Origin of the sequence: Cupriavidus basilensis OR16, from assembly GCF_000243095.1 — a bacterium.
In the GTDB taxonomy this organism is placed as follows: Bacteria; Pseudomonadota; Gammaproteobacteria; order Burkholderiales; family Burkholderiaceae; genus Cupriavidus; species Cupriavidus basilensis_D.
In genome coordinates this window covers 22,309-41,126 of record NZ_AHJE01000023.1, presented here as the reverse complement: position 1 = coordinate 41,126, position 18,818 = coordinate 22,309, and the positions used below count along the sequence as shown (strand labels likewise).

14 protein-coding genes, 4 pseudogenes and 1 riboswitch are annotated in these 18,818 nt (G+C 63.9%); of the genes and pseudogenes, 14 read left to right on the top strand and 4 right to left on the bottom strand.

The window, feature by feature from the left end; all coding sequences use genetic code 11:
- Window positions 1–92 precede the first annotated feature (92 nt).
- Window positions 93–1,308 (bottom strand): annotated as a pseudogene (locus OR16_RS09965) (amino acid aminotransferase).
- 265 nt (window positions 1,309–1,573) lie between these two features.
- On the opposite strand from OR16_RS09965, the gene OR16_RS09960 reads away from it, so the two are divergent.
- A complete protein-coding gene (locus OR16_RS09960) occupies window positions 1,574–2,047 on the top strand; it encodes an Lrp/AsnC family transcriptional regulator (protein ID WP_006157837.1) in 474 nt (157 codons plus the stop codon).
- Between the two features lie 38 nt (window positions 2,048–2,085).
- Here the strand turns inward: OR16_RS09960 and OR16_RS09955 are convergent, their stop codons facing one another.
- Window positions 2,086–2,781, bottom strand: coding sequence for a GntR family transcriptional regulator (locus OR16_RS09955; RefSeq protein WP_006157836.1), 696 nt, complete (start codon window positions 2,779–2,781; stop codon window positions 2,086–2,088).
- 207 nt (window positions 2,782–2,988) lie between these two features.
- On the opposite strand from OR16_RS09955, the gene OR16_RS09950 reads away from it, so the two are divergent.
- Together OR16_RS09950 and OR16_RS09945 are read left to right on the top strand one after the other, a co-directional pair.
- Window positions 2,989–4,428 (top strand): amidase, encoded by a 1,440-nt coding sequence (locus OR16_RS09950; protein WP_006157835.1) that lies wholly within the window; start codon window positions 2,989–2,991, stop codon window positions 4,426–4,428.
- A gap of 71 nt (window positions 4,429–4,499) precedes the next feature.
- The gene (locus OR16_RS09945; RefSeq protein ID WP_006157834.1) at window positions 4,500–5,504 is read left to right on the top strand and encodes a tripartite tricarboxylate transporter substrate-binding protein; all 1,005 of its coding nucleotides are present in this window, start codon (window positions 4,500–4,502) and stop codon (window positions 5,502–5,504) included.
- Between the two features lie 16 nt (window positions 5,505–5,520).
- Here OR16_RS09945 and OR16_RS09940 read toward each other — a convergent pair whose 3' ends face one another.
- Window positions 5,521–6,102 carry an NADAR family protein gene (locus OR16_RS09940; RefSeq protein WP_006157833.1) on the bottom strand — a complete coding sequence of 194 codons (582 nt, stop codon included), beginning with the start codon at window positions 6,100–6,102 and terminating at the stop codon, window positions 5,521–5,523.
- A 110-nt stretch (window positions 6,103–6,212) separates the two neighbouring features.
- Window positions 6,213–6,399, top strand: a riboswitch (yybP-ykoY riboswitch).
- A 9-nt stretch (window positions 6,400–6,408) separates the two neighbouring features.
- Between OR16_RS09940 and OR16_RS09935 the strand changes: the two genes are divergently transcribed.
- The 4 genes and pseudogenes from OR16_RS09935 to OR16_RS47660 all read left to right on the top strand — a co-directional run.
- On the top strand, window positions 6,409–6,993 hold the full coding sequence (locus OR16_RS09935; protein ID WP_006157832.1) for a TMEM165/GDT1 family protein: 585 nt from the start codon (window positions 6,409–6,411) through the stop codon (window positions 6,991–6,993).
- Between the two features lie 129 nt (window positions 6,994–7,122).
- Window positions 7,123–7,749: a trimeric intracellular cation channel family protein gene (locus OR16_RS09930; RefSeq protein ID WP_043419149.1), complete on the top strand. Its 627-nt coding sequence runs from the start codon at window positions 7,123–7,125 to the stop codon at window positions 7,747–7,749.
- A 55-nt stretch (window positions 7,750–7,804) separates the two neighbouring features.
- Window positions 7,805–8,620 (top strand): AraC family transcriptional regulator, encoded by an 816-nt coding sequence (locus OR16_RS09925; protein ID WP_006157830.1) that lies wholly within the window; start codon window positions 7,805–7,807, stop codon window positions 8,618–8,620.
- 93 nt (window positions 8,621–8,713) lie between these two features.
- Window positions 8,714–8,986: pseudogene (locus OR16_RS47660) on the top strand (cupin domain-containing protein); the annotation flags it as partial.
- Here OR16_RS47660 and OR16_RS45535 read toward each other — a convergent pair.
- Window positions 8,910–10,133, bottom strand: coding sequence for an MBL fold metallo-hydrolase (locus tag OR16_RS45535; protein ID WP_006157828.1), 1,224 nt, complete (start codon window positions 10,131–10,133; stop codon window positions 8,910–8,912). The pseudogene OR16_RS47660 and the gene OR16_RS45535 overlap by 77 nt on opposite strands.
- A gap of 430 nt (window positions 10,134–10,563) precedes the next feature.
- Here OR16_RS45535 and OR16_RS45530 point away from each other — a divergent pair, with 430 nt between their 5' ends.
- The 7 genes and pseudogenes from OR16_RS45530 to OR16_RS09880 all read left to right on the top strand — a co-directional run bounded on the left by OR16_RS45530 (window position 10,564) and on the right by OR16_RS09880 (window position 18,660).
- Window positions 10,564–12,108 carry an acyl-CoA dehydrogenase family protein gene (locus OR16_RS45530; protein WP_237717001.1) on the top strand — a complete coding sequence of 515 codons (1,545 nt, stop codon included), beginning with the start codon at window positions 10,564–10,566 and terminating at the stop codon, window positions 12,106–12,108.
- A complete protein-coding gene (locus OR16_RS45525; RefSeq protein WP_006157826.1) occupies window positions 12,017–13,126 on the top strand; it encodes an acyl-CoA dehydrogenase family protein in 1,110 nt (369 codons plus the stop codon). The genes OR16_RS45530 and OR16_RS45525 overlap by 92 nt, the downstream gene beginning before the upstream one ends.
- Before the next feature lie 41 nt (window positions 13,127–13,167).
- Complete coding sequence (locus OR16_RS09900) at window positions 13,168–14,163, top strand: Bug family tripartite tricarboxylate transporter substrate binding protein (protein WP_006157825.1); 996 nt, start codon at window positions 13,168–13,170, stop codon at window positions 14,161–14,163.
- Between the two features lie 176 nt (window positions 14,164–14,339).
- Complete coding sequence (locus tag OR16_RS41120) at window positions 14,340–14,777, top strand: alcohol dehydrogenase catalytic domain-containing protein (protein ID WP_237717000.1); 438 nt, start codon at window positions 14,340–14,342, stop codon at window positions 14,775–14,777.
- Window positions 14,778–15,877: 1,100 nt separating this feature from the next.
- The gene (locus OR16_RS09890; RefSeq protein ID WP_006157823.1) at window positions 15,878–16,564 is read left to right on the top strand and encodes a hydrolase; all 687 of its coding nucleotides are present in this window, start codon (window positions 15,878–15,880) and stop codon (window positions 16,562–16,564) included.
- A gap of 72 nt (window positions 16,565–16,636) precedes the next feature.
- Window positions 16,637–17,080, top strand: a pseudogene (locus OR16_RS45515) (amidohydrolase family protein); the annotation flags it as partial.
- A 250-nt stretch (window positions 17,081–17,330) separates the two neighbouring features.
- A pseudogene (locus tag OR16_RS09880) lies at window positions 17,331–18,660 on the top strand (carbohydrate porin).
- Window positions 18,661–18,818 lie beyond the last annotated feature (158 nt).

The window sequence follows — 18,818 nt, the reverse complement described above, 5'->3', positions numbered from 1 at the left end:
GGCGCGTGCCCGCTGGAGAAGCGGGCGACGTCTGTTGCGCCAATGGTGGTTCGTGGTTCGTGGTTCGTGGTTCGCGCGCTAGTGGCGCCTTATCAAGTACGCACGCGCAGAACAGCTGAGATCGATTGCGCGACATGCTCGAGATTGCCTTCATTGAGCCCGGCGACACACATGCGGCCGGAGCGGAGGAGGTAAACACCGTGCTGCTCGCGCAGCACATCCACTTGCGCAGGCTGGAGCCCTGTGTAGCTGAACATGCCACGCTGCGCCGTGAGATATTCAACAGCGGCTCCCGGCAGGTTTTCCTTAAGCTGATGCTTGAGGGATGCGCGCATCCGCGAAATGCGTTCCCGCATGCAGGCGACTTCCGTCTCCCACAGGGCCGCCAAATGCGGTGTGTTGAGAATGGCCGACACGAGTTTGGCGCCGTGCAGAGGGGGGCTGGAGTACATGCGTCGTACGGTCGCCTTCAGCTGACCCAGCACCAGCTCCGCTTCGTCGGCGCTCTGGGTAACAATCGAGGGTAACAATCGAGAGGCCGCCGCAACGTTCGCCGTACAACGAGAAATTCTTCGAGAACGAATTGCTCACGGCAAATGACAAGCCGGCATCGACCAGCTCCCGTATCGCCCACGCGTCTTCGTCCATCCCATCGCCGAAGCCCTGGTAAGCCATGTCGATGAATGGAATCAGCTCGCGGCTTCGCAGCACGACGATCAGCTCGTGCCACTGCGCGCGGGACAGGTCGATGCCGGTGGGGTTGTGGCAGCACGGCTGCAGCAGCACGATGCTGCGCGGCGCAAGTGCGTCGATGGTCTCGAGCATTTCGCCGAATTTCAGGCCATTGGTCTGCGCGTCGTAATACGGGTAAGTGTGCACGTCCAGGCCAGCACCGGCGAACAATACCTGGTGGTTGTCCCAAGTGGGATCACTGACCCATACCCCACTGCCGGGAAAATAGGTCTTCAGGAATTCCGCGCCGATACGCAGCGCGCCCGAGCCGCCGACAGACTGAATGGTCGCCACGCGGCCCTCGCGCAACGCGGCGCTGTCCTTGCCGAAGATGACCTTCTGTAATGCCTGGCGGTATTGCGCCATGCCCTCCATCGGCAGGTACGTATGCGCCGCACCTTGCGCTGCCACAAGCGCAGCGCCTTCGCGCACGCTGGCAAGCACGGGAATGCTGTTGTCGTCGTCGTAGTAGAGGCCGATGCTCAGGTTAGCTCGCTTTGCGCGGGAGTCAGCTTGGAACGCTTCAAGCAGCGACAGGATCGGATCACCAGGATAGGCAGGGACTTGCGCAAACATCGGGCTCTCGTGTTGGTCTGGATGGATCGCTCGGCGCACCCGTTGACCCGCCAACCCATGCCGCCTGAAGCCGCCTGTGGGGCGTCGCGGCATCTGGTTCTGGATCGCATGCCGTATGACGTATGACGTTGGGCTACTGCGCCTCGCTTGGAGAGCGAAATATTATCAAACAATCCGTTGAATTTTATTCGACTTATTGCAAGAAACAAGAACCACACGCTACAATCATTCGAATTAATTATGATTAACCGGATAAATATTCGAAATGCAGCTTGACCTGATTGATATCCGAATCCTGCGTCATCTGACCCGGAATGGGAAAATGACGAATAATGAACTCGCGGAAGCGGTGAGCTTGTCCGCTTCGGCCTGTTTCAGGCGGGTGAAGCTACTGGAAGAGGCCGGCATCATCTCCGGATACCATTGCGAAATTGCCGCAAAGGCATTGGGCGTGGAGTTCGAGGCGCTTGTGCAGGTATCGATGCGCACCGACGTCGAACGCTGGCACGAGAACTTCGTGCAGGCTCTGAATGACTGGCCAGAGGTGGTAACTGCTCGCGTCGTGTCCGGTCCATGCAACTACGTGCTAACCGTACGAGCGCGCGATCTTGCACACTACTCCGATTTCGTAGTCAACCGACTGCACAAGTCCCCGGGCGTCATGTCGATCAATTCGAACATCGTCCTGGCAACACTCAAGCAGGCAGGCTCGTTGCTCGATCTGGTCAAGATAGGCTGAGGTGATAAACCGGACCGGTTGCCGCGCCGATCCGGTTTTCAGGGTTCGGCGATGACCAGCGCATCATCCGTTGCCAGTTGCGCGAGGGCCTTGAGCCGCGCCATGGAATTCCGGATATGCAAGCGGGCCAGGTGCTCCGCCTGGCCGGCATCCCCGCGCTCAATGGCCGCGACGATCTGCTCGTGCTCCCCGATGGCGGCCAGCGCGCGGTCCCGCGCAAACAGGATCCGTGGCGCGAACACCTGCGACGTCATATGCACGATGGGTACCTGCCTCGCCAGGTACTCGTTCGCTGCCAGGCCGATGATGGCCGTATGGAACTCGACATTGGCCGCCGTATAAACCTCGGGCAGCCAGGGCTCGAGACTCCGCTGCTGGGTTGCGATGATGGCGCGCAAAGGCGCTCCGGCCAGTTCGCTCGCGCGCGACGCCGCCAGGCGAGCGGCGAGGCCGTCAATTACCTCGCGCAGTTCATAGGCATCCATCAGCTGCCGGAAATCCGCGCTGACCACGGTCACGCCGCGTGCCGTCTCGGCGCTGACCAGGCCCTCGCGCTCCAGGATGCGCAGGGCTTCGCGCAGCGGCGTGCGGCTGATCTTCAGGTCCTCGGAGATCTCCACCTGGCGCAACGGCTTGCCCGGCGGGTAGACCCCACGGTAGATGCGCTGGCGCAGCACCTGGGCGACTTCCTCGACCAGCCGCACCCGGCCTTGCCATTCGAACGTTTCTGCCATTTGCCCCCAATTTTTGCGAAACTTCACGTAACTTCGCGCATCCCGGCACCGCTCTTGGCGCAGGGTAATTCAGCTTGGGTGGCGCAGTTTACAAGGGCTGCCCACGGGTCTACTATAGCCGCAAACAGTGGATTCTGGATCCAAAAACCAAAGCCTCGCCAAGCGCGGCATCCAGGCCCCCGAGACACCTTCTGGAGACGCCCGCCGATGAGCGATGCGCTTTGCTTTCTGTCCGCCGCCGAGCTTCAAGGCCGCATCGCCCGCAAGGAAATCTCACCCGTCGAGCTCACGCAGGCCGTGCTCGAGCGCGCCGCCCGGCTGCAGCCCGAGTTGAACTGCTTCATCACGCTGTGCGCCGATGCGGCCATGGACAGCGCCCGGGAAGCGGAGCAAGCCGTGATGGCGGGCAAGCCGCTCGGGCTGCTGCACGGCATTCCCTTCACCGCGAAAGACATCGTCAACACAAAGGGCGTGCGCACCACATTCGGCGCGGCGCCGTACCGGGACAACGTGCCCGACCACGATGCGGTGGCCATCGCCCGCCTGCGCGAGCAAGGCGCCATCCTGATCGGCAAGACCACCACGCCCGAGTTCGGCTCCAAATGCCTGACCGATTCGCCGCTGTTTGGCCGCACGCGCAATGCCTGGAGCCGCGAGCGCACCAGCGGCGGATCGAGCGGCGGCGCGGCGGTTGCCGTGGCCAGCGGCATCGCGCCGCTGGCGGTCGCCACCGATGGCGGTGGCTCCACGCGGATTCCGGCGGCTTGCAACGGTGTGGTTGGCATCAAGCAGAGCAACGGCGTGATTCCGCACAGCCAGGCGCAGGACCTGTTCGGCAACCAGACCTATGTCACGCCCACCACGCGCACGGTTGCGGATACCGGCCTGATGCTGCAGGTCATGGCCGGCGAGCATGCCTGCGATCCGTGGTCCATCGCCGTGCCCAAGCCGGACTATGTCAGCGCGGCGCGAGCGCAAGGCGACCTGCGCGGGCGCCGCATCCTGTACTGCCTGGCGCCGCCGGGACGCCCGGTATCGGCGGAGGTGGCGCGGGCATTCGAGGCGAGCCTGTCCAGGCTGGCCGACCTGGGCGCGGAACTGGAGCCCTTCTCCGGCGAGGGCTTTGACGTGGAGCCGATCTGGCGCGCGATCAACCATACGGTCTGGCGCGCGCGCTTTGCCACCATTGCCGAGGAACACGGCGATGCGCTCAGCGCCACGTTCCTGCGGCAAGTGGCCTCGGCCGCGCAGGTCAGCGGCGTGGAGTACCAGCAAGCAATGTTCGACCGCTCGAAGCTGTTCCAGCGCGTGCAGGCGCTGCTGCAGCGCGCAGACCTCCTCGCCATGCCCACGCTGACGCGGCCCACGCTGACGCGCACGGCACTGCCCATCGGGCAGGACCTGTTCGGCACCATCGACATCGACGGCGAGGCTCTCGAAAACGTGCGCGCGCACTGGTTCCCGTGGACCATGCCGTTCAACATGACCGGCCACCCCGCCATCAGCCTGCCCTGCGGCTTCGGCAGCGACGGGCTGCCGATCGGCTTCCAGCTGGTGGGCCAGTTCCGCGGCGACGCCGAGCTGCTCCGCGTATCGGCGCTGTTCGAAGCAGCGCACGACCTGCTTGGCCAGTGGCCGCAAGCATAAGCCGCTGGAACGCCCCCCCTCGTTCTCACCGATTCACCGATTCACCGATAGACCTCGAAACCGCATCCGCCATGACCCACGCCTTACGCCGCAACCTCGTGATCCACACCCTGGCGCTGTCGGCCTGCGCCGTGGCTGTCCTCGCCCTGCCCCGGCCGGCCGCGGCGGCGGACAGCCCGGATGCCGCGATGCACATCATCGTCGGCTACGCTCCCGGCGGTGCGGCCGACAGCCTCGCCCGGATCTATGCCGAGCAACTGCGCCAGGACGGGCACGGCACCGTCATCGTGGAGAACAAACCCGGCGCGTCGGCGCGCCTGGCGCTCGACTACGTGAAGCGCGCCAAACCGGACGGCAAGACCATCTTCATCGGTCCGTCGCCGCTGTTCACGATTTTCCCGCTGACCTACAAGAAGCTGGGCTACGACGCGGACAAGGACCTGGTGCCCGCGGCCGTGCTGACCGACGTGCCAACCGTGATCGCGGCGGGCGTGCAGCAGCCGTACAAGAACATGAAGGAGTACGTGGAGTGGGCCAGGCGTAATCCCAATGGCGCCAGCCTGGGCCTGGCGACCATCGGCAGCGCGGGCCACCTCGGCACGGTAGCGCTGGGCAAGGCCGCCGGCATCGCCATCACGCCGGCCGCTTATCGCGGCGCGTCCCCGATGCTGGTGGATGTGATCAGCGGCACGGTGTCGATCGGCTGGGATGCCGTGGCCAGCATGATGCCGCTGTACAAGGGCGGCAAGCTGCAGTTCCTCGGCGTGAGCGGCACGCGGCGCGCCAAGGCGCTGCCGGATGTGCCGACGCTGAAGGAGCAAGGCTTCAGCCAGTATGAATACGCGACCAGCTGGTACGGCGCGTTCCTGCCGGCCGGCACCCAGCCGGATGTCGTTGCCAAGGTCGAGAAGATGTTCATCGTCGCCTCGGGCAATGCCGCGACCGCCGGCAAGCTGGAGGCCCTTGGGCTGGAAGTGGCGGCCAAGCCCGGCCAGGACGCGCGGCACCGCATCCAGCTGGAGCGCGCTGCCTGGAAGCCGATTGTGGAAGCCACCGGCTTCGTCGCCGAGGACTGACCAAGGCCGCTCCGGGTTAGCGTGCCGACGCGCCCCTGAGCACGTCGCGCGCCGCCATCAGCGCGAATCCCAGCAGGTTGGGGCCGCGCCATTGCTCGGGATTGCCGGCGCGCGGGTCATCCGCCGCCAGCCCGATGCCCCAGACGCGATCCACCGGGCTGGCCTCCACCAGCACGCGCTCGCCGGTGCCGAGCAGGTAGTCGGCCAGCGCCGGGTTCTGGCGGAATTTCTCGATATTGCCCTGCGTCACCAGGCCCAGGCACGCGGCGTCCCAACGCGGCGCATCGAAGCCGCGCACCTCGCGCCCCGCCTGTTTGGCGGCAGCGGGCGTCGGTGCCGCCAGGATGCGCGGCAAGGCCTGCTCATCCCCGAACAGCCGGGCCTTGCCCGCCATCATGAAATGCTCGGCGCTGGCATACGTCTGGCCATCCACGCCGAACGATGCGGGCCACCACTGCGACAGGCACTCCTTGCCCACCGGGGCCCCGGCCTTCGCGCTGTGCCCCCAGAAAAACAGGTAGTCAGGCTGCCGGCCTTGGCGAACGGCGCGGATCAGGCTGGCGTGGTCATGCGGGACATGGAAATCGGCTTGGCTCATGGTGGATGGCGGCATGCTGGCAGAAATGGAGTTGGCGCGAACCCGATAGTATTGTCCCGGCACCGGTGCGCGTCAAAGGGCGCCCGGGCGCGCAAGCCTATGGTATTATTTGCGCCGTCTTAGGGGAGTAGCTAGCCTCCAGTCCCCACTGGAGGGGCCTGCGTCAACATACTTGGTACAAAAAACCATGGCGCCGGCAGCCTGATTGGCTCAGCGAGACCTTTGACTTTTCTGTCCACCAGCTGGGGCTGGCACTGGACAGCGAAGTCATTGGTTCGTTTGTTGCCGGCCCCCTTTGGATGTCACATGGAAGCACTCATTGCTTCGTTCGGTATGGTCGCCCTGGCAGAGATGGGCGACAAGACTCAGCTCCTTTCCTTTCTCCTGGCCTCCCGGTTTCCCGGCAAGCAATGGAGCATCATTGCGGGCATTTTCGTCGCGACGATCTTCAACCACCTCTTTGCCGCCGCCTTGGGCGACTGGGCCGCGTCGCACGTCAGCCCGGATGTGACACGCTGGGTGCTGGGCATCGCCTTCCTGGCCTTTGCCGCCTGGGCGCTGATCCCCGACAAGCTGGACGATGACGAGAAGAACGGCAAGCGCGCTGGCGCCTTCGCCACCACCGTGGTCGCCTTCTTCCTGGCGGAGATGGGCGACAAGACCCAGTTCGCCACCATTGCGCTGGGCGCGCAGTACGCCAACCTGAGCATGGTCGTGGTCGGCACCACCCTGGGCATGATGGCGGCCAACGTGCCCGCGGTCCTGCTGGGCGAACGCCTGACGCGCATCATCCCGCTCTCCAAGATGCGTTTTGTCGCCGCGGCGCTGTTCGCCATCTTCGGCATCCTGATCCTGTTCAAAGTGAATTTCGGCCTGAACCTGGGTACCTGAGCCGGCTGCATGGCATGGCCAACTCGCATGCATTCGCCAGCATGTGTCTATGGCGCCACTGCCCGGAGGGCAGTATCCTGCCTGAAGTCGTCCCGCCCCCGAGTGTCCCGAGCCCAATTCGCCACCCCAATGAAAACAAGAGCCGAAGTCGTCGTGCTGGCAGCCGATCTTGCCGGCACCACCGTGTTTGCCGTGGAGGGCGCCATCGTCGGTATGCGGCATGGCCTGGACCTGCTCGGGGTGCTGGTGGTCGCGCTGGTCACCGCGGTGGGCGGCGGCATCCTCCGCGACCTGCTGATCGGCGCCGCCCCGCCCAATGCGATCCGGGACTGGCGCTATCCCGTCCTTGCCGTTCTTGCCGGCACCGCGGCGTTCGTGTTTCACTCGGCGGCGCAGGGCTTTACCGGCCCGCTGATCCTCGTGCTGGATGCGGCGGGCCTGGCGCTGTTTGCCGTGGCGGGCGTGCAAAAGGCAACCCTCTACGGCGTCGGCCCGTTCATCGCGACGTTGATGGGAACGCTCACGGGCGTGGGCGGCGGCGTGGTGCGCGACATGCTGCTCGCGCGGGTGCCGACCGTACTGAGCGCCGACATCTACGCCACGGCAGCCTGGCTGGGATCCGCGGTATTCGTCAGTGCCCGGGCCATCCGCCTCCCGCCGGCCGTTGCGGCGCTGGCCGCTGGCGCCAGTTGCTTCGCGCTGCGGCTGCTTGCCGTGCAAAATAACTGGCACTTGCCGAAGGTACCGGTCTGGTGACCGTCCCGGTCCAAGGGCTGGCTTAAGGGCTGGCCGCCACCAAGGATGGAGCATCATGCCGTTGAAAGACACCCCCAAGGACTGGGTTCTCCGCGCGCCGCAAGCGGGCCGCATGGAACGCATCGAGGCGTTCTTCTCCGGGCATGGCTACGATCCGCATCGCCACGATACCTACGCCATCGGACGGACGCTGTCGGGCGTGCAGCGCTTTCAATATCATGGCGGTGAGTGCAATAGCTTGCCTGGCGGGACCATTGTGCTGCATCCCGATGAGGTCCATGACGGCGAGGCCGGCACCGAAGCTGGCTTCCAGTACCGGATGATGTATATCGAGCCGGCATTGATCCAGCAGGTGCTGGGCGGCAAGCCGCTGCCCTTCGTCAAGACCGGCCTGTCCTCGGACGCGCGGCTGCGCGCAGCAACCGGCGTCTTGCTGCAAAGCATGGCATGCCCGCTCGATCCACTGGAGGAAGACGATGCGCTGTTCGATCTCGCGCATGCCCTGAGCGCGGCGGCCGGCGCTCCCACCAGGCACCAGGGCCATGACTACCGGGCCGCGGAGATGGCGCGGGGATTTATCCACGGCGCGCTGCCCCGCACGGTCACCTTGAGCGAACTGGAAGCGTGCAGCGGGCGCGATCGCTGGAGCCTGTCGCGCGACTTCCGCCTGCTGTTCGGCACCAGCCCTTACCGCTACCTGACCATGCGCCGGCTTGACCTGGTGCGCTCGCTGCTGATGCGGGGCCAGTCGCTGGCCGATGCCGCGCTGGCCGCCGGCTTCACCGATCAGAGCCACATGACGCGCCACTTCGGCAAGGCCTATGGCATGTCGCCTGCCCGCTGGGTAAAGATGCAGCAAAGGGGGCGTTGAGCGCACCCGCTGAAGGCTTGCACGATCGTACAAGATTTCGCGCGCCGGCCTTGCTAACTTGCGCGTTCACGACAAGGCTAGGAGAGACACGCCATGCAACACGATCAGGCAAGCACCCCGCACAACGACATCAAGGAATACAAAGGCCTGAACTTCGCGCACAAGCTCGGCTTGATCCATGAGCACTGGACGCCGAAAGTCATCGCCGAAATGAACGACTACCAGTTCAAGCTGGTCAAGATCGAAGGCGATTTTCTCTGGCACCACCATGTCGAGACCGATGAGGCGTTCATCGTGCTGGAGGGCACGCTGCGCATCGATTTTCGCGACGGCCACGTGCGGCTATCGGCGGGCGAGATGTTCGTGGTGCCCAAGGGGGTGGAGCACAAACCCTTTGCCGAGACGGAGGTGAAGCTGCTGCTGATCGAGCCCCGGGGCGTACTGAATACCGGTGAAGAGCTGCGATGCCGTCCGCGCCCACCTCCATCACGGCCTCTTCCCGATGCACGAGATAGTTCAGGTGGGCAATGCTCTCGCCGGTTGCCATGCCCAGCAGCCCGGGCTCGCCGCCGATGGGACGGGAGAACAGCTCACCGAAGACATCCACCGCCCGTCTTGGCTCGGTCAGCGCCGCGCGCAGCCGGTCCAGCGCTTGATGCTGGCTGCGCTCAAGGTAAGCGATGCGCGCATGCAGGCCACGGAACGGCTCGTTGTGCGCCGGCAGCACCAGTACGTCGTCCGGGACTTCCTGGCGCAGCTTGGCGAGCGAGGCCAGCCAGTCGCCCATCGGGTCGGCATCGGGCTCGGTCGGGAAAACGGAGACATTGGAAGAGATGCGCGGCAGGATCTGGTCGCCGCTGATCAGGATCTTCAATGCCTCGCTATACAGGCAGGCGTGTTCGGGCGAGTGGCCGTTGCCGACCACGACCCGCCACTGATGCTCGCCAATCGTCAGGTTCTCGCCATCGCGCAAGCGCCGATAACTGTCGGGCAAGGCATGGACGTACTTGCCGAAGCCGCCAAAGCGCACGCGGTAGGCCTCGATGGCGTTGTCGTCCCAGCCCGCGCGGCGATAAAAGCGCACGCCATCTTCGGGCGCCTCACGGCCCGTGTCGGCCGCGAGCACGCGGCAGTTCAGGTATTCCAGCCGGGTCATCCACAGGCGGCAGGCGAACTTGCGGGTCAGCCAGCCGGCCATGCCGATATGGTCGGGGTGCATGTGCGTGACGAAGAGCCGGGTCAGGCCGTCCGCCAGCGCGCCTTCCTGCGCGAAGAGATCGCGCCAGGCGGCGGCGGTTTCGCTGGTTTGCAACCCGGCATCGATCCCGGCCCACCCCTTGCCGTCGCGCACCGCCCACAGGTTGATATGGCTCAGCGCAAACGGCATCGGCATGCGGATCCATAGCACGCCCGGCACGATCTCAACCGCGCTGCCTGGCGCCGGCGCGTCTCCGCATGGGTAGTCGAGAACAGGCTTGCTCTCGGGAGAGGGGGTCAAACTCTCGTCGCTCATGTTGTTGTTTTCCTTGGGTCCGCGCGGACATGCCGGCCGCGCCGCTCGGCGCGCGGGATACTGCACCGGCATGGGGCAAAACTGGGCATCTTGCGTGCAACGCCGTGAGCGATTCTACCGAGGTCCGGCCGTTCGCGCAGCAGCACGTGCCTGGCTGCCCATCCGCGGGGCTTGTCATTCACTGAGTCCGCGTATATCGCTATCCACTGGCATGCCGCTGGCTAATACGGCGGGGTATATCCAGATTCTATATCCGGCATCAAAAAACTATCTTGGACATTTATGGGCGCCAGGGCAATAGTGGGGACCACTGCCGCGAGAGTCGGCGGATCCCGGCAAAGAATTCGCGCGGCGACACGATGAGACTGAACCGCTGTACTTTCCTGACGCGCGCACCGGACCGCTTGGCGCAAAGCCCGGCTACGACGTCGTGCCGCAGGCATGCAGCGGCATCCTTGCTGCGCTGATCGAGCGTCGGAACACTGGCTGTGGCACGTACGTCGAAGATGCGTCGCAGATGCGCCGAAGTTCGCCACGAACGCCGGGCCTGATACAGGACGGGGACCCCGTTCGGGCGGCACACAGATCCAATCACGTTCTCATAGAAGGAATGGCCATGCCAGATTCCCCGGACACCGGCACGCCCGGTAGCTCCCTGGAGACATTGCGCAAACAGATCCGCGACTTCCTGCACGAGGCAGTTCCGCCTGACATCCGCGCCGCCACACGCGCGCACTGCCTCGTCACGCGCGAGCAGGCCGCCAGATGGCACCGCATCCTGCACGCGCGCGGCTGGGCTGCGCCCGGTTGGCCACGCGAGCACGGCGGCCCGGGCTGGTCGCTGGTGGAGCAGGCCATTTTCCGGGAGGAACTCGCGGCAAGCGACGCGCCCTATGTGGAAAACCTGGGTATCGACACGATCGGCCCTACGCTGATCCGCCATGGCACGCCTGAACAATGCCGGCGCTTCTTGCCCGGCATGCTCACCTTCGACGACTTCTGGGCGCAGGGGTACTCCGAGCCCGATGCCGGCTCGGACCTGGCATCGCTGCGCACTGTAGCGCGCCGCGATGGCGATATGTGGGTCGTCAATGGCACCAAGATCTGGCAAAGCCTCGGGCATTGGGCCAACTGGGCTCTGGTGCTGGCACGCACCGACACTGCTGCGCAACGCAAGCAGAACGGGATTTCGGTGCTGCTGATCGATCTGCGCTCGCCCGGCGTGACGGTACGTCCCATCCGCTATATCAATGGCTCGCACCTTCACGTCCAGATGTTCTTTGATGATGTGCGCGTCCCGGCCGCAAACCTGGTCGGGGTGGAGAATTCAGGCTGGGCCATCGCCAAGGGCCTGCTGGTCATCGAGCGCCTGTTTGTGGCACGGGTGGCCGAGTGCAAGGCAGAACTCTCCCGGGCCGCGGTGCTGGTCGCGCAGCAGCACCGCGGCGACGATCCGGCGCTGCGCATGGAGCATGCCCTGCTCAGGCGCAGCCACGCCACCCTGGACATTCGCATGCGCGCACTAGAGGCGGCGTGGTGGCCTGCCGTGCAGCAGGCCGCGCAAGGCGGTAGCCCCCAACTGGAATCTTCCCTGCTGAAACTCGAGGGCATCCAGTTACTGCAGGACCTGCACCTGTTCAGCATGGATGCCCATGGCACCGCGTCCCTGGCGTTCGATCCGGAAGCCGTCGAGGGCAGGCCAGGCGACGGGCTGACCGGGCATGCCGGGAACCTGCCTGGCCCTGCACATGTGGCGTTACCGCGGCAGTTCACTGGCCGGCGGCTCCTCCGAGATACAGCGCCAGATCATCGCCAAGGCGATCTTTGCCGGACAGACCGAAATCGACGGCCCGCGTGCCGATCACCTCGGGGAACAGCAGGCCATGATGGCCGATACCGTACGCCGCTGGCTGGGCAAGCACTACAGCTTCGAGCGCAGGCAGAAGATCATCGGCACGCACGGAGGCTTCGATGAGGCAGCGTGGACCGGCCTGGCCGAACTTGGCCTGACCGGCCTGGCCATTCCAGAGGCAGCCGGAGGCCTGGGCAACACCATTGCAGACCTGCTGCCGATCATCGAAGCGCTTGGTGAAGCGCTGGTTCTCGAACCGCTGATGTGGAGCGCGGTGCTCGCCACGCAGGTGCTGCTCGCCGCGCCGCATGGCCCAGTCCGCGACGCGCTGTTGGCGGCTCTGGCCAGCGGACAGACCCGCTGCGCGCTGGCTTGCGGTGACAGCGGCGGCGCCGGCGATGGCCGCATGCCGCGCCCGAAGATCACGGCGCAGCGCACCGGCGAAGGCTGGCTTCTGGATGGTGTCGATCCAATGGTGATGGGTGGCGCCCAGGCCCATCGCTTTGTCGTGGCAGCGTGCTTGAGCGACGGCGGCGTCGGCCTGTTCGACGTGCCGGCAAACGTCGGCGGCATTGGCAGACGCGTTTATCAACTCCACGACGGACGCAGCGCGGCAGACCTGCACCTGGATGGCGTGCTGCTGGCGCGCGCCGCATTGCTCGCCGGCCCCGAACATGCCCCCGCATCCATCCAGCAGGCCCTCGCACTGGCCACAGTAGCGCTCTGCGCGGAGAGCGTCGGCGCCATGCGGCGCGCACTGGGCATCACGGTCGAATACCTGCGCACACGCAAGCAATTCGGTCGCACCTTGTCGGAACAACAGGTCCTCCAGCACCGCGTGGCTGAACACTACCGCGCATGGTGCAACGCGCACCACCTGGTGCGGCAGGCACTGGCAGGCTGGGATACCGTGCAACCGGCGGAACGCGAGCGCCGCGTCAGCGCGGCCAAGTACATGACCGGTATCGCGGGCCGCAGTATCGCACTGGACGTCTTGCAGTTGCATGGCGCCATCGGCCTGCAGGACGAGACAGCCATCAGCCATTACAGCAAGCGGCTGATCGGCAATGAACTGCTTTTGGGTAATGCCGCCACGCATCTCGGGCGCTTTGCCGCCACCATGGATGCTCCCCCAATGTAGTACGGCAAGGACATCGACGGAATCAAGAGAGGAGAAGACCTATGCATGCAAGGCCCCCGAAAAAACGCCTCGCCTTTTCGCTCGTCTGCGCCCTGACTGCGACGGCACTGTCAGCCACTGCCGGCACGCAGCCGGATACGACTTGGCCGAAGCGGCCGGTCACAATCGTTGTGCCGGGCGCGGCAGGTGGCACCATCGATATTCCAATCCGGCTGCTGGCCAGGAAGCTCAGCGCGCGCCTTGGGCAGTCCGTCGTCGTCGACAACCGCCCCGGCAGCGGCGGCATCATCGGAACGCAGGCGGCACTGCGTGCGCCGGCCGACGGCTACACGTTGCTGGCAGGCAATGTCGGCCCGCAAGCGATCAACTATAGCGCCTACCAGCACCTCACCTATGCGCCGTCGGATCTGACCCCGGTCACCGACATCATCGCCTTTCCCAATGTCCTGGTGGTAAATGCCCAGTCGCCCATCAGGAGCGTGGCCGACCTGGTCGCGCAACTCAGGCAACAACCCGGCAGACTTTCCTTCGGCTCGGCTGGTATTGGCCAGACCAGCCATCTGGTGGGCGAACTCTTCAAGATGCGCACCGGCACCGATGCCATTCACGTGCCATACAAGGGTTCCACGCCTGCCACCACGGCATTGCTGGCCGGGGAAACGACATTCCAGTTCGACAACCTGACACAGGCACTGCCGCATATCCGCTCGGGAAAGCTGCGCGCGCTCGCCGTGACTTCGGCGCAGCGCATGCCAAGCCTGCCAGAGGCGCCCACGATGGTGCAGGCCGGCTTTGACGGTTTCCTCTCGACTGCGTGGATCGGCATCTTCGTTGCTGCCAAGACGCCGCCGGCGGTCGTCTCCCAGTTGGAGCAGCAGCTTGCCGTGATCATGCGCGATCCGGAGCTGCAGGCCCAGATCCGCGCAATGGGGGGTGTCGCGGGAGGCCAGCCGCCGGAGAAGTTCGCCGCATTCGTGGCAAGCGAGCGAAAGCAGTGGGGAGAAGTCATCCGGACGGCTCATCTGACGCTGGATTGATTGATTTGGAGGGTGCTGAGCATGAAGGGGCCGTCGATCGCCCCGGCGCGGTCCTGCCGGTCGGCGGCGGACGCGCGAGCCCCAGCCGGCACGATATTGACGTTCCACAACTGCAGCGAGCCCCTCCGGTTGCCCCGGGGTGTAGCGCAACGCAGCCAGACCAAGGAGAGAGACAAATGAAAGCGGCTCTACTGGAGCAAGTCGGCGCACCGCTTGCCATTCATGACATTGCCATCGGGCAACCGGCCCCGCATGAGGTGCTGGTGCGCACTGCCGCCGTGGGCCTGTGTCATAGCGATCTGCATATGATGCAGGGCACTTATCCCTTGCCGCTCCCAGCCGTGCTGGGGCATGAAGTATCGGGCGTGGTGGAGGCGGTTGGCTCGCACGTTTCCGGACTGCGTCCGGGCGACCACGTGGTGGGATGCCTTTCCGTCTACTGTGGCCACTGTCCAGTGTGCGTGTCTGGCCACCAGGTCCTGTGCCAGGATCCGGAGGTGAAGATGCCGCCCGGGAAGGCCAGTCGCCTGACGCTGGCCGGCAATCCTGTCAGCCAGGTATTGTGCGAAACCGGAGATCGCTGGACTACGACTCTAAGTAAATCAAGCACTTGAAAAGATTCTTCGGCACGGGTCCCGCGCAAAAGAACGCGAATTGGCTGGACTGCAGTGAACTCGAACCTGATTTAGCCGGACCGTCGTGCAGGTGCCCCAAAATCACACCGCAGGCGCCGCCATTGCACTTCCCCCATCCCTACGAACGCCCTTCCGACTTGGTTCCTTTCGTAGGGATCGAGCTGACAACCCGTACCGAACCTCGCAGAATCACTAGATAGCTTCTAGAGCACTTTTTAAGTATCTAGTTAGCTAACAGCGCCCGAGTGGGGTAGACGCTCGCGACCCTCGTCATCGCTTCCGGTTTGCGGCCGGTGGGGAGCAAGCGCATGAAAGCCATCCGGCAGTGCCCAGCGTGCGGACTGCCTTTCGAAGTTCGCCCTCAGACGCCTGGTCAGCGCTTCTGTCCGTCCCCGGAGTGCCAGCGGCAACGGCGTCGCGAATGGCAGCGACAGCGGCTGCGCACCGACGCCGATTACCGGGAGAACCAAGCCCGGGCGCAGCGCGTGTGGGCCTCAGATCATGCTGATATCGCATCCGACACCCAGCCTACAGCGATCGAAACCGAGAACAGCAGCGGCGCCGAAACGTAAGGCGACGCATTGCAAAGATGGACGCGTGGCGGAACCTGACAGCCGTACCCTCTGGCCTTTACGCGCTAGCTCCCGCGTCCTCCGGACTGATTGCAAAGATGGACTCGTGGATAGTCCGAATTACAGTCCTGGCGCGGCCGGGAGCAGAACTGGATTGGAAGGAAGGTCGCCTTCCGCGGAGACTAAATAACAGCCCGTGGGCAGCGCCTAAATGTACGCACTTAGCGCCATTTAACCTGTCATTCGCTTGTAAGTTCTTAGAGCATTCTCCTACGCCAAGGCGGGGGCGTGTCGGGTTACGGCGATCGTCGGCCCGGCGCTTTCAGCAGCCTGCACGACGCGCAGGCCTATCCTTTCCGACAAAAAAGATCGCCCTTCAGTTGGGCGATTTCTATAGTAGTGACTGCATCGCTTGTTCGGCGCACCTTCAATGCGTTCGCGTCCGTGTCTGACTCCGGCCGGACGGAGCAATCACTTGTTCCTGTCCCCTTTATTGCGGAGCACATCATGAGCAATCCCAAGCTTGAAATGCTGACCCCACAAAACAGCCAGTTGATTTTCATTGACCAACAGCCGCAGATGGCATTCGGCGTCCAGTCCATGGACCGGCAGGTGTTGAAGAACAACGTCGTTGGCCTGGCCAAGGCAGCGAAGATCTTCAACATCCCGACCATCATCACGACTGTGGAATCGCAAAGCTTCTCCGGATTTACCTACCCGGAACTGCTGGACGTCTTCCCGGGCCAAAAGCTGCTGGAGCGTTCGTCGATGAACTCCTGGGACGACCAGAAGGTGCGCGACGCGTTGGCAGCAAACGCACGCAAGAAGATCGTGGTGTCTGGCCTGTGGACCGAGGTCTGCAACCTCAGTTTTGCCCTGTCGGCCATGCACGACACCGATTATGAGTTCTACATGGTGGCCGACGCCTCCGGCGGTACCTCCAAGGAAGCCCACGACTGCGCCATGCAACGCATGATCCAGGCCGGCGTGGTGCCGGTGACGTGGCAACAGGTGATGCTCGAATGGCAGCGCGACTGGGCGCGTCGCGACACCTATGACGCAGTGATGGAGGTCGTCAAGGAGCACACCGGTGCCTACGGCATGGGCGTCGACTACGCTTACACCATGGTGCACAAGGCGCCGCAGCGTGCCGAAGGCACCCACGAAGTCTTGCCGCCGGTGCCAGCCAAGTAAGGCTTCCACTTTCTCTCGAAGTCCAGAGTCCGGCCGCACGGCATGACTCGCCAGCCGACGGGAGCTATCGCGATGTCTTCTACACCCACGCCCGACCTGATTCTGGTGAATGGGCGATTCACCACGCTGGACCTACAGAAGCCGCAGGCGGAGGCCGTCTCAGTCCACGCCGGAAAGTTCATTGCTGTGGGAAGCAAGCAGGACGTCATGTCCACCGGAGACAACTCCGTGACCGTGATCGACCTCGGCGGCAGACGTGCCATCCCGGGGTTGATCGACAGCCATATGCACATCATTCGTGGTGGCCTGAACTACAACCTGGAACTGCGCTGGGACGGCGTACATTCGCTGGCCGATGCCATGGGAATGCTCAGGGAACAGGTCGCGCGGACGCCGGCCCCGCAGTGGGTACGCGTGGTGGGCGGCTTTACCGAGCACCAGTTCGTCGAGAAGCGGTTGCCAACCATTGACCCCGCGAGCACGCTCGCGTCGGCATGGTTCGATTCCCCCGCTTTTTCTGCCTATCGCGGCACCGGCTGGATGCCGGAACCCTGCCGCAGTTGTGATGAGAGGGAACGAGATTGGGGCAGATGCCGCTGCCAGGCCCTGGCGTTAGTTGGCGACGCGGGGACACTCGATCCGGTCTGTGAATTTTCCCCAAAGCATGAGCAGGTCGTCATGCTGGCACATCGCGAATCGCAACGCGGCGATGTGCGGCTGCGGTTGCGCAGCTTTTCCATTATTAAAGCAGGGAGTTCGCATACCAATGCATAACAAGCACATTGGCTCCCAACGTCGGCCCGCCTGTCTCGGTATTCTTGCCTCGCTGGTTCTCGCTTTCGGGGCCACCAGTGTGCAGGCCTACGACATATCGTCAAGTCCTTACTTGCTGGGGGACTGGGGAGGGCTGCGTACACGCCTGGCGGAGCAGGGCGCCTCGTTCAATATCGGCTACGTTAGTGAACTGGCGCACAACTTTAGTGGCGGCACCGACCGCCTGACGCGCTATACCGATCAGTGGGCGTTCGGGACCACGCTGGACCTGCACAAGCTCTGGGGCTGGCAGGGCGGTACGTTTCAGTTCACCATGACCGACCGTAACGGACGGAATCTCGGGGCGGATGTGAATATCGGCAACAACATGCTCATCCAGGAAGTCTTCGGGCGTGGCCAGACCTGGCACCTGACACAGTTGTGGGTGAACCAGAAGCTGTTGGAAGATCGTCTGGAGCTGAAGCTTGGCCGCCTGACCGTCGGCGAGGACTTCTTCAGCTTCTCCTGCGACTTCCAGAACCTCTCGTTCTGCGGCGCGCAACCGGGCAATCTGGTCGGCAGCTACTGGCTAAACTGGCCGACGAGCGTGTGGGCCGCGCGCCTCAAGTACCACACCTCACAGGAAACCTACGTACAGACTGGCGTGTATCAGGTCAACCCGAACTACGTCGACGACAGTTGGGCGCGCCACAATGGCTGGAAGCCAAACAATCCGAGCGGCACCACTGGCGCGCTGATTCCGCTGGAAGTTGGCTGGCTACCAACCTGGCAGGGCCGTCCCGGCTCCTATAAGTTTGGCGGGTGGTACAACACGTCAGACGGCGACGATCTGTACCTCGACGTGAATCACAACCCGCGGGGCGTGACAGGACTCGATCCCCTTAAGCGATCCGGTCAGTACGGCGTCTATCTGAGCTTTCAGCAGCAGGTCACCGGCACCGACGGCGGCCGCGGCGCGACGGTGTTTCTGAACTTTTCGCATGCTGACCGCAATACGGCGCAGCTGGATCATCAGATCACGATGGGGGTGCAGTACAAGGGGCCGTTTGCGAGCCGCCTGCAGGACTCGATCGGCTTCGCCATTGGCGCCACCCATAATAATGGGCGTTTTGCCGATTTCGTGCGTCAGAACAATGCCCGCACCGGGCAGAACGTTGTCGCGGGCAATGGATATGAATATGTGACCGAGTTGTATTACTCGTGGTCTCCGGTGCGCTCGATATCCCTGCGTCCCAATTTGCAGTACATCCTGCATCCGGGGAGGTACATCGATCAACAGTAATGCCTTCGTGATCGGCTTGAAATCCAGCGTCACGTTCTAGGAAGTCGTTTGTATCAATGAAACTTGGATGATGGACTGACGAATCTGCTGCAAGCTTAATGGGGGCATCCCCTCAGTCAGACCGGGCGTGCATGCACTGCGGCCGTTGGATGTCAGTCTGCAAGCGCGAGGCAAGCGGCGACTTCAAAAGGAAGGGTG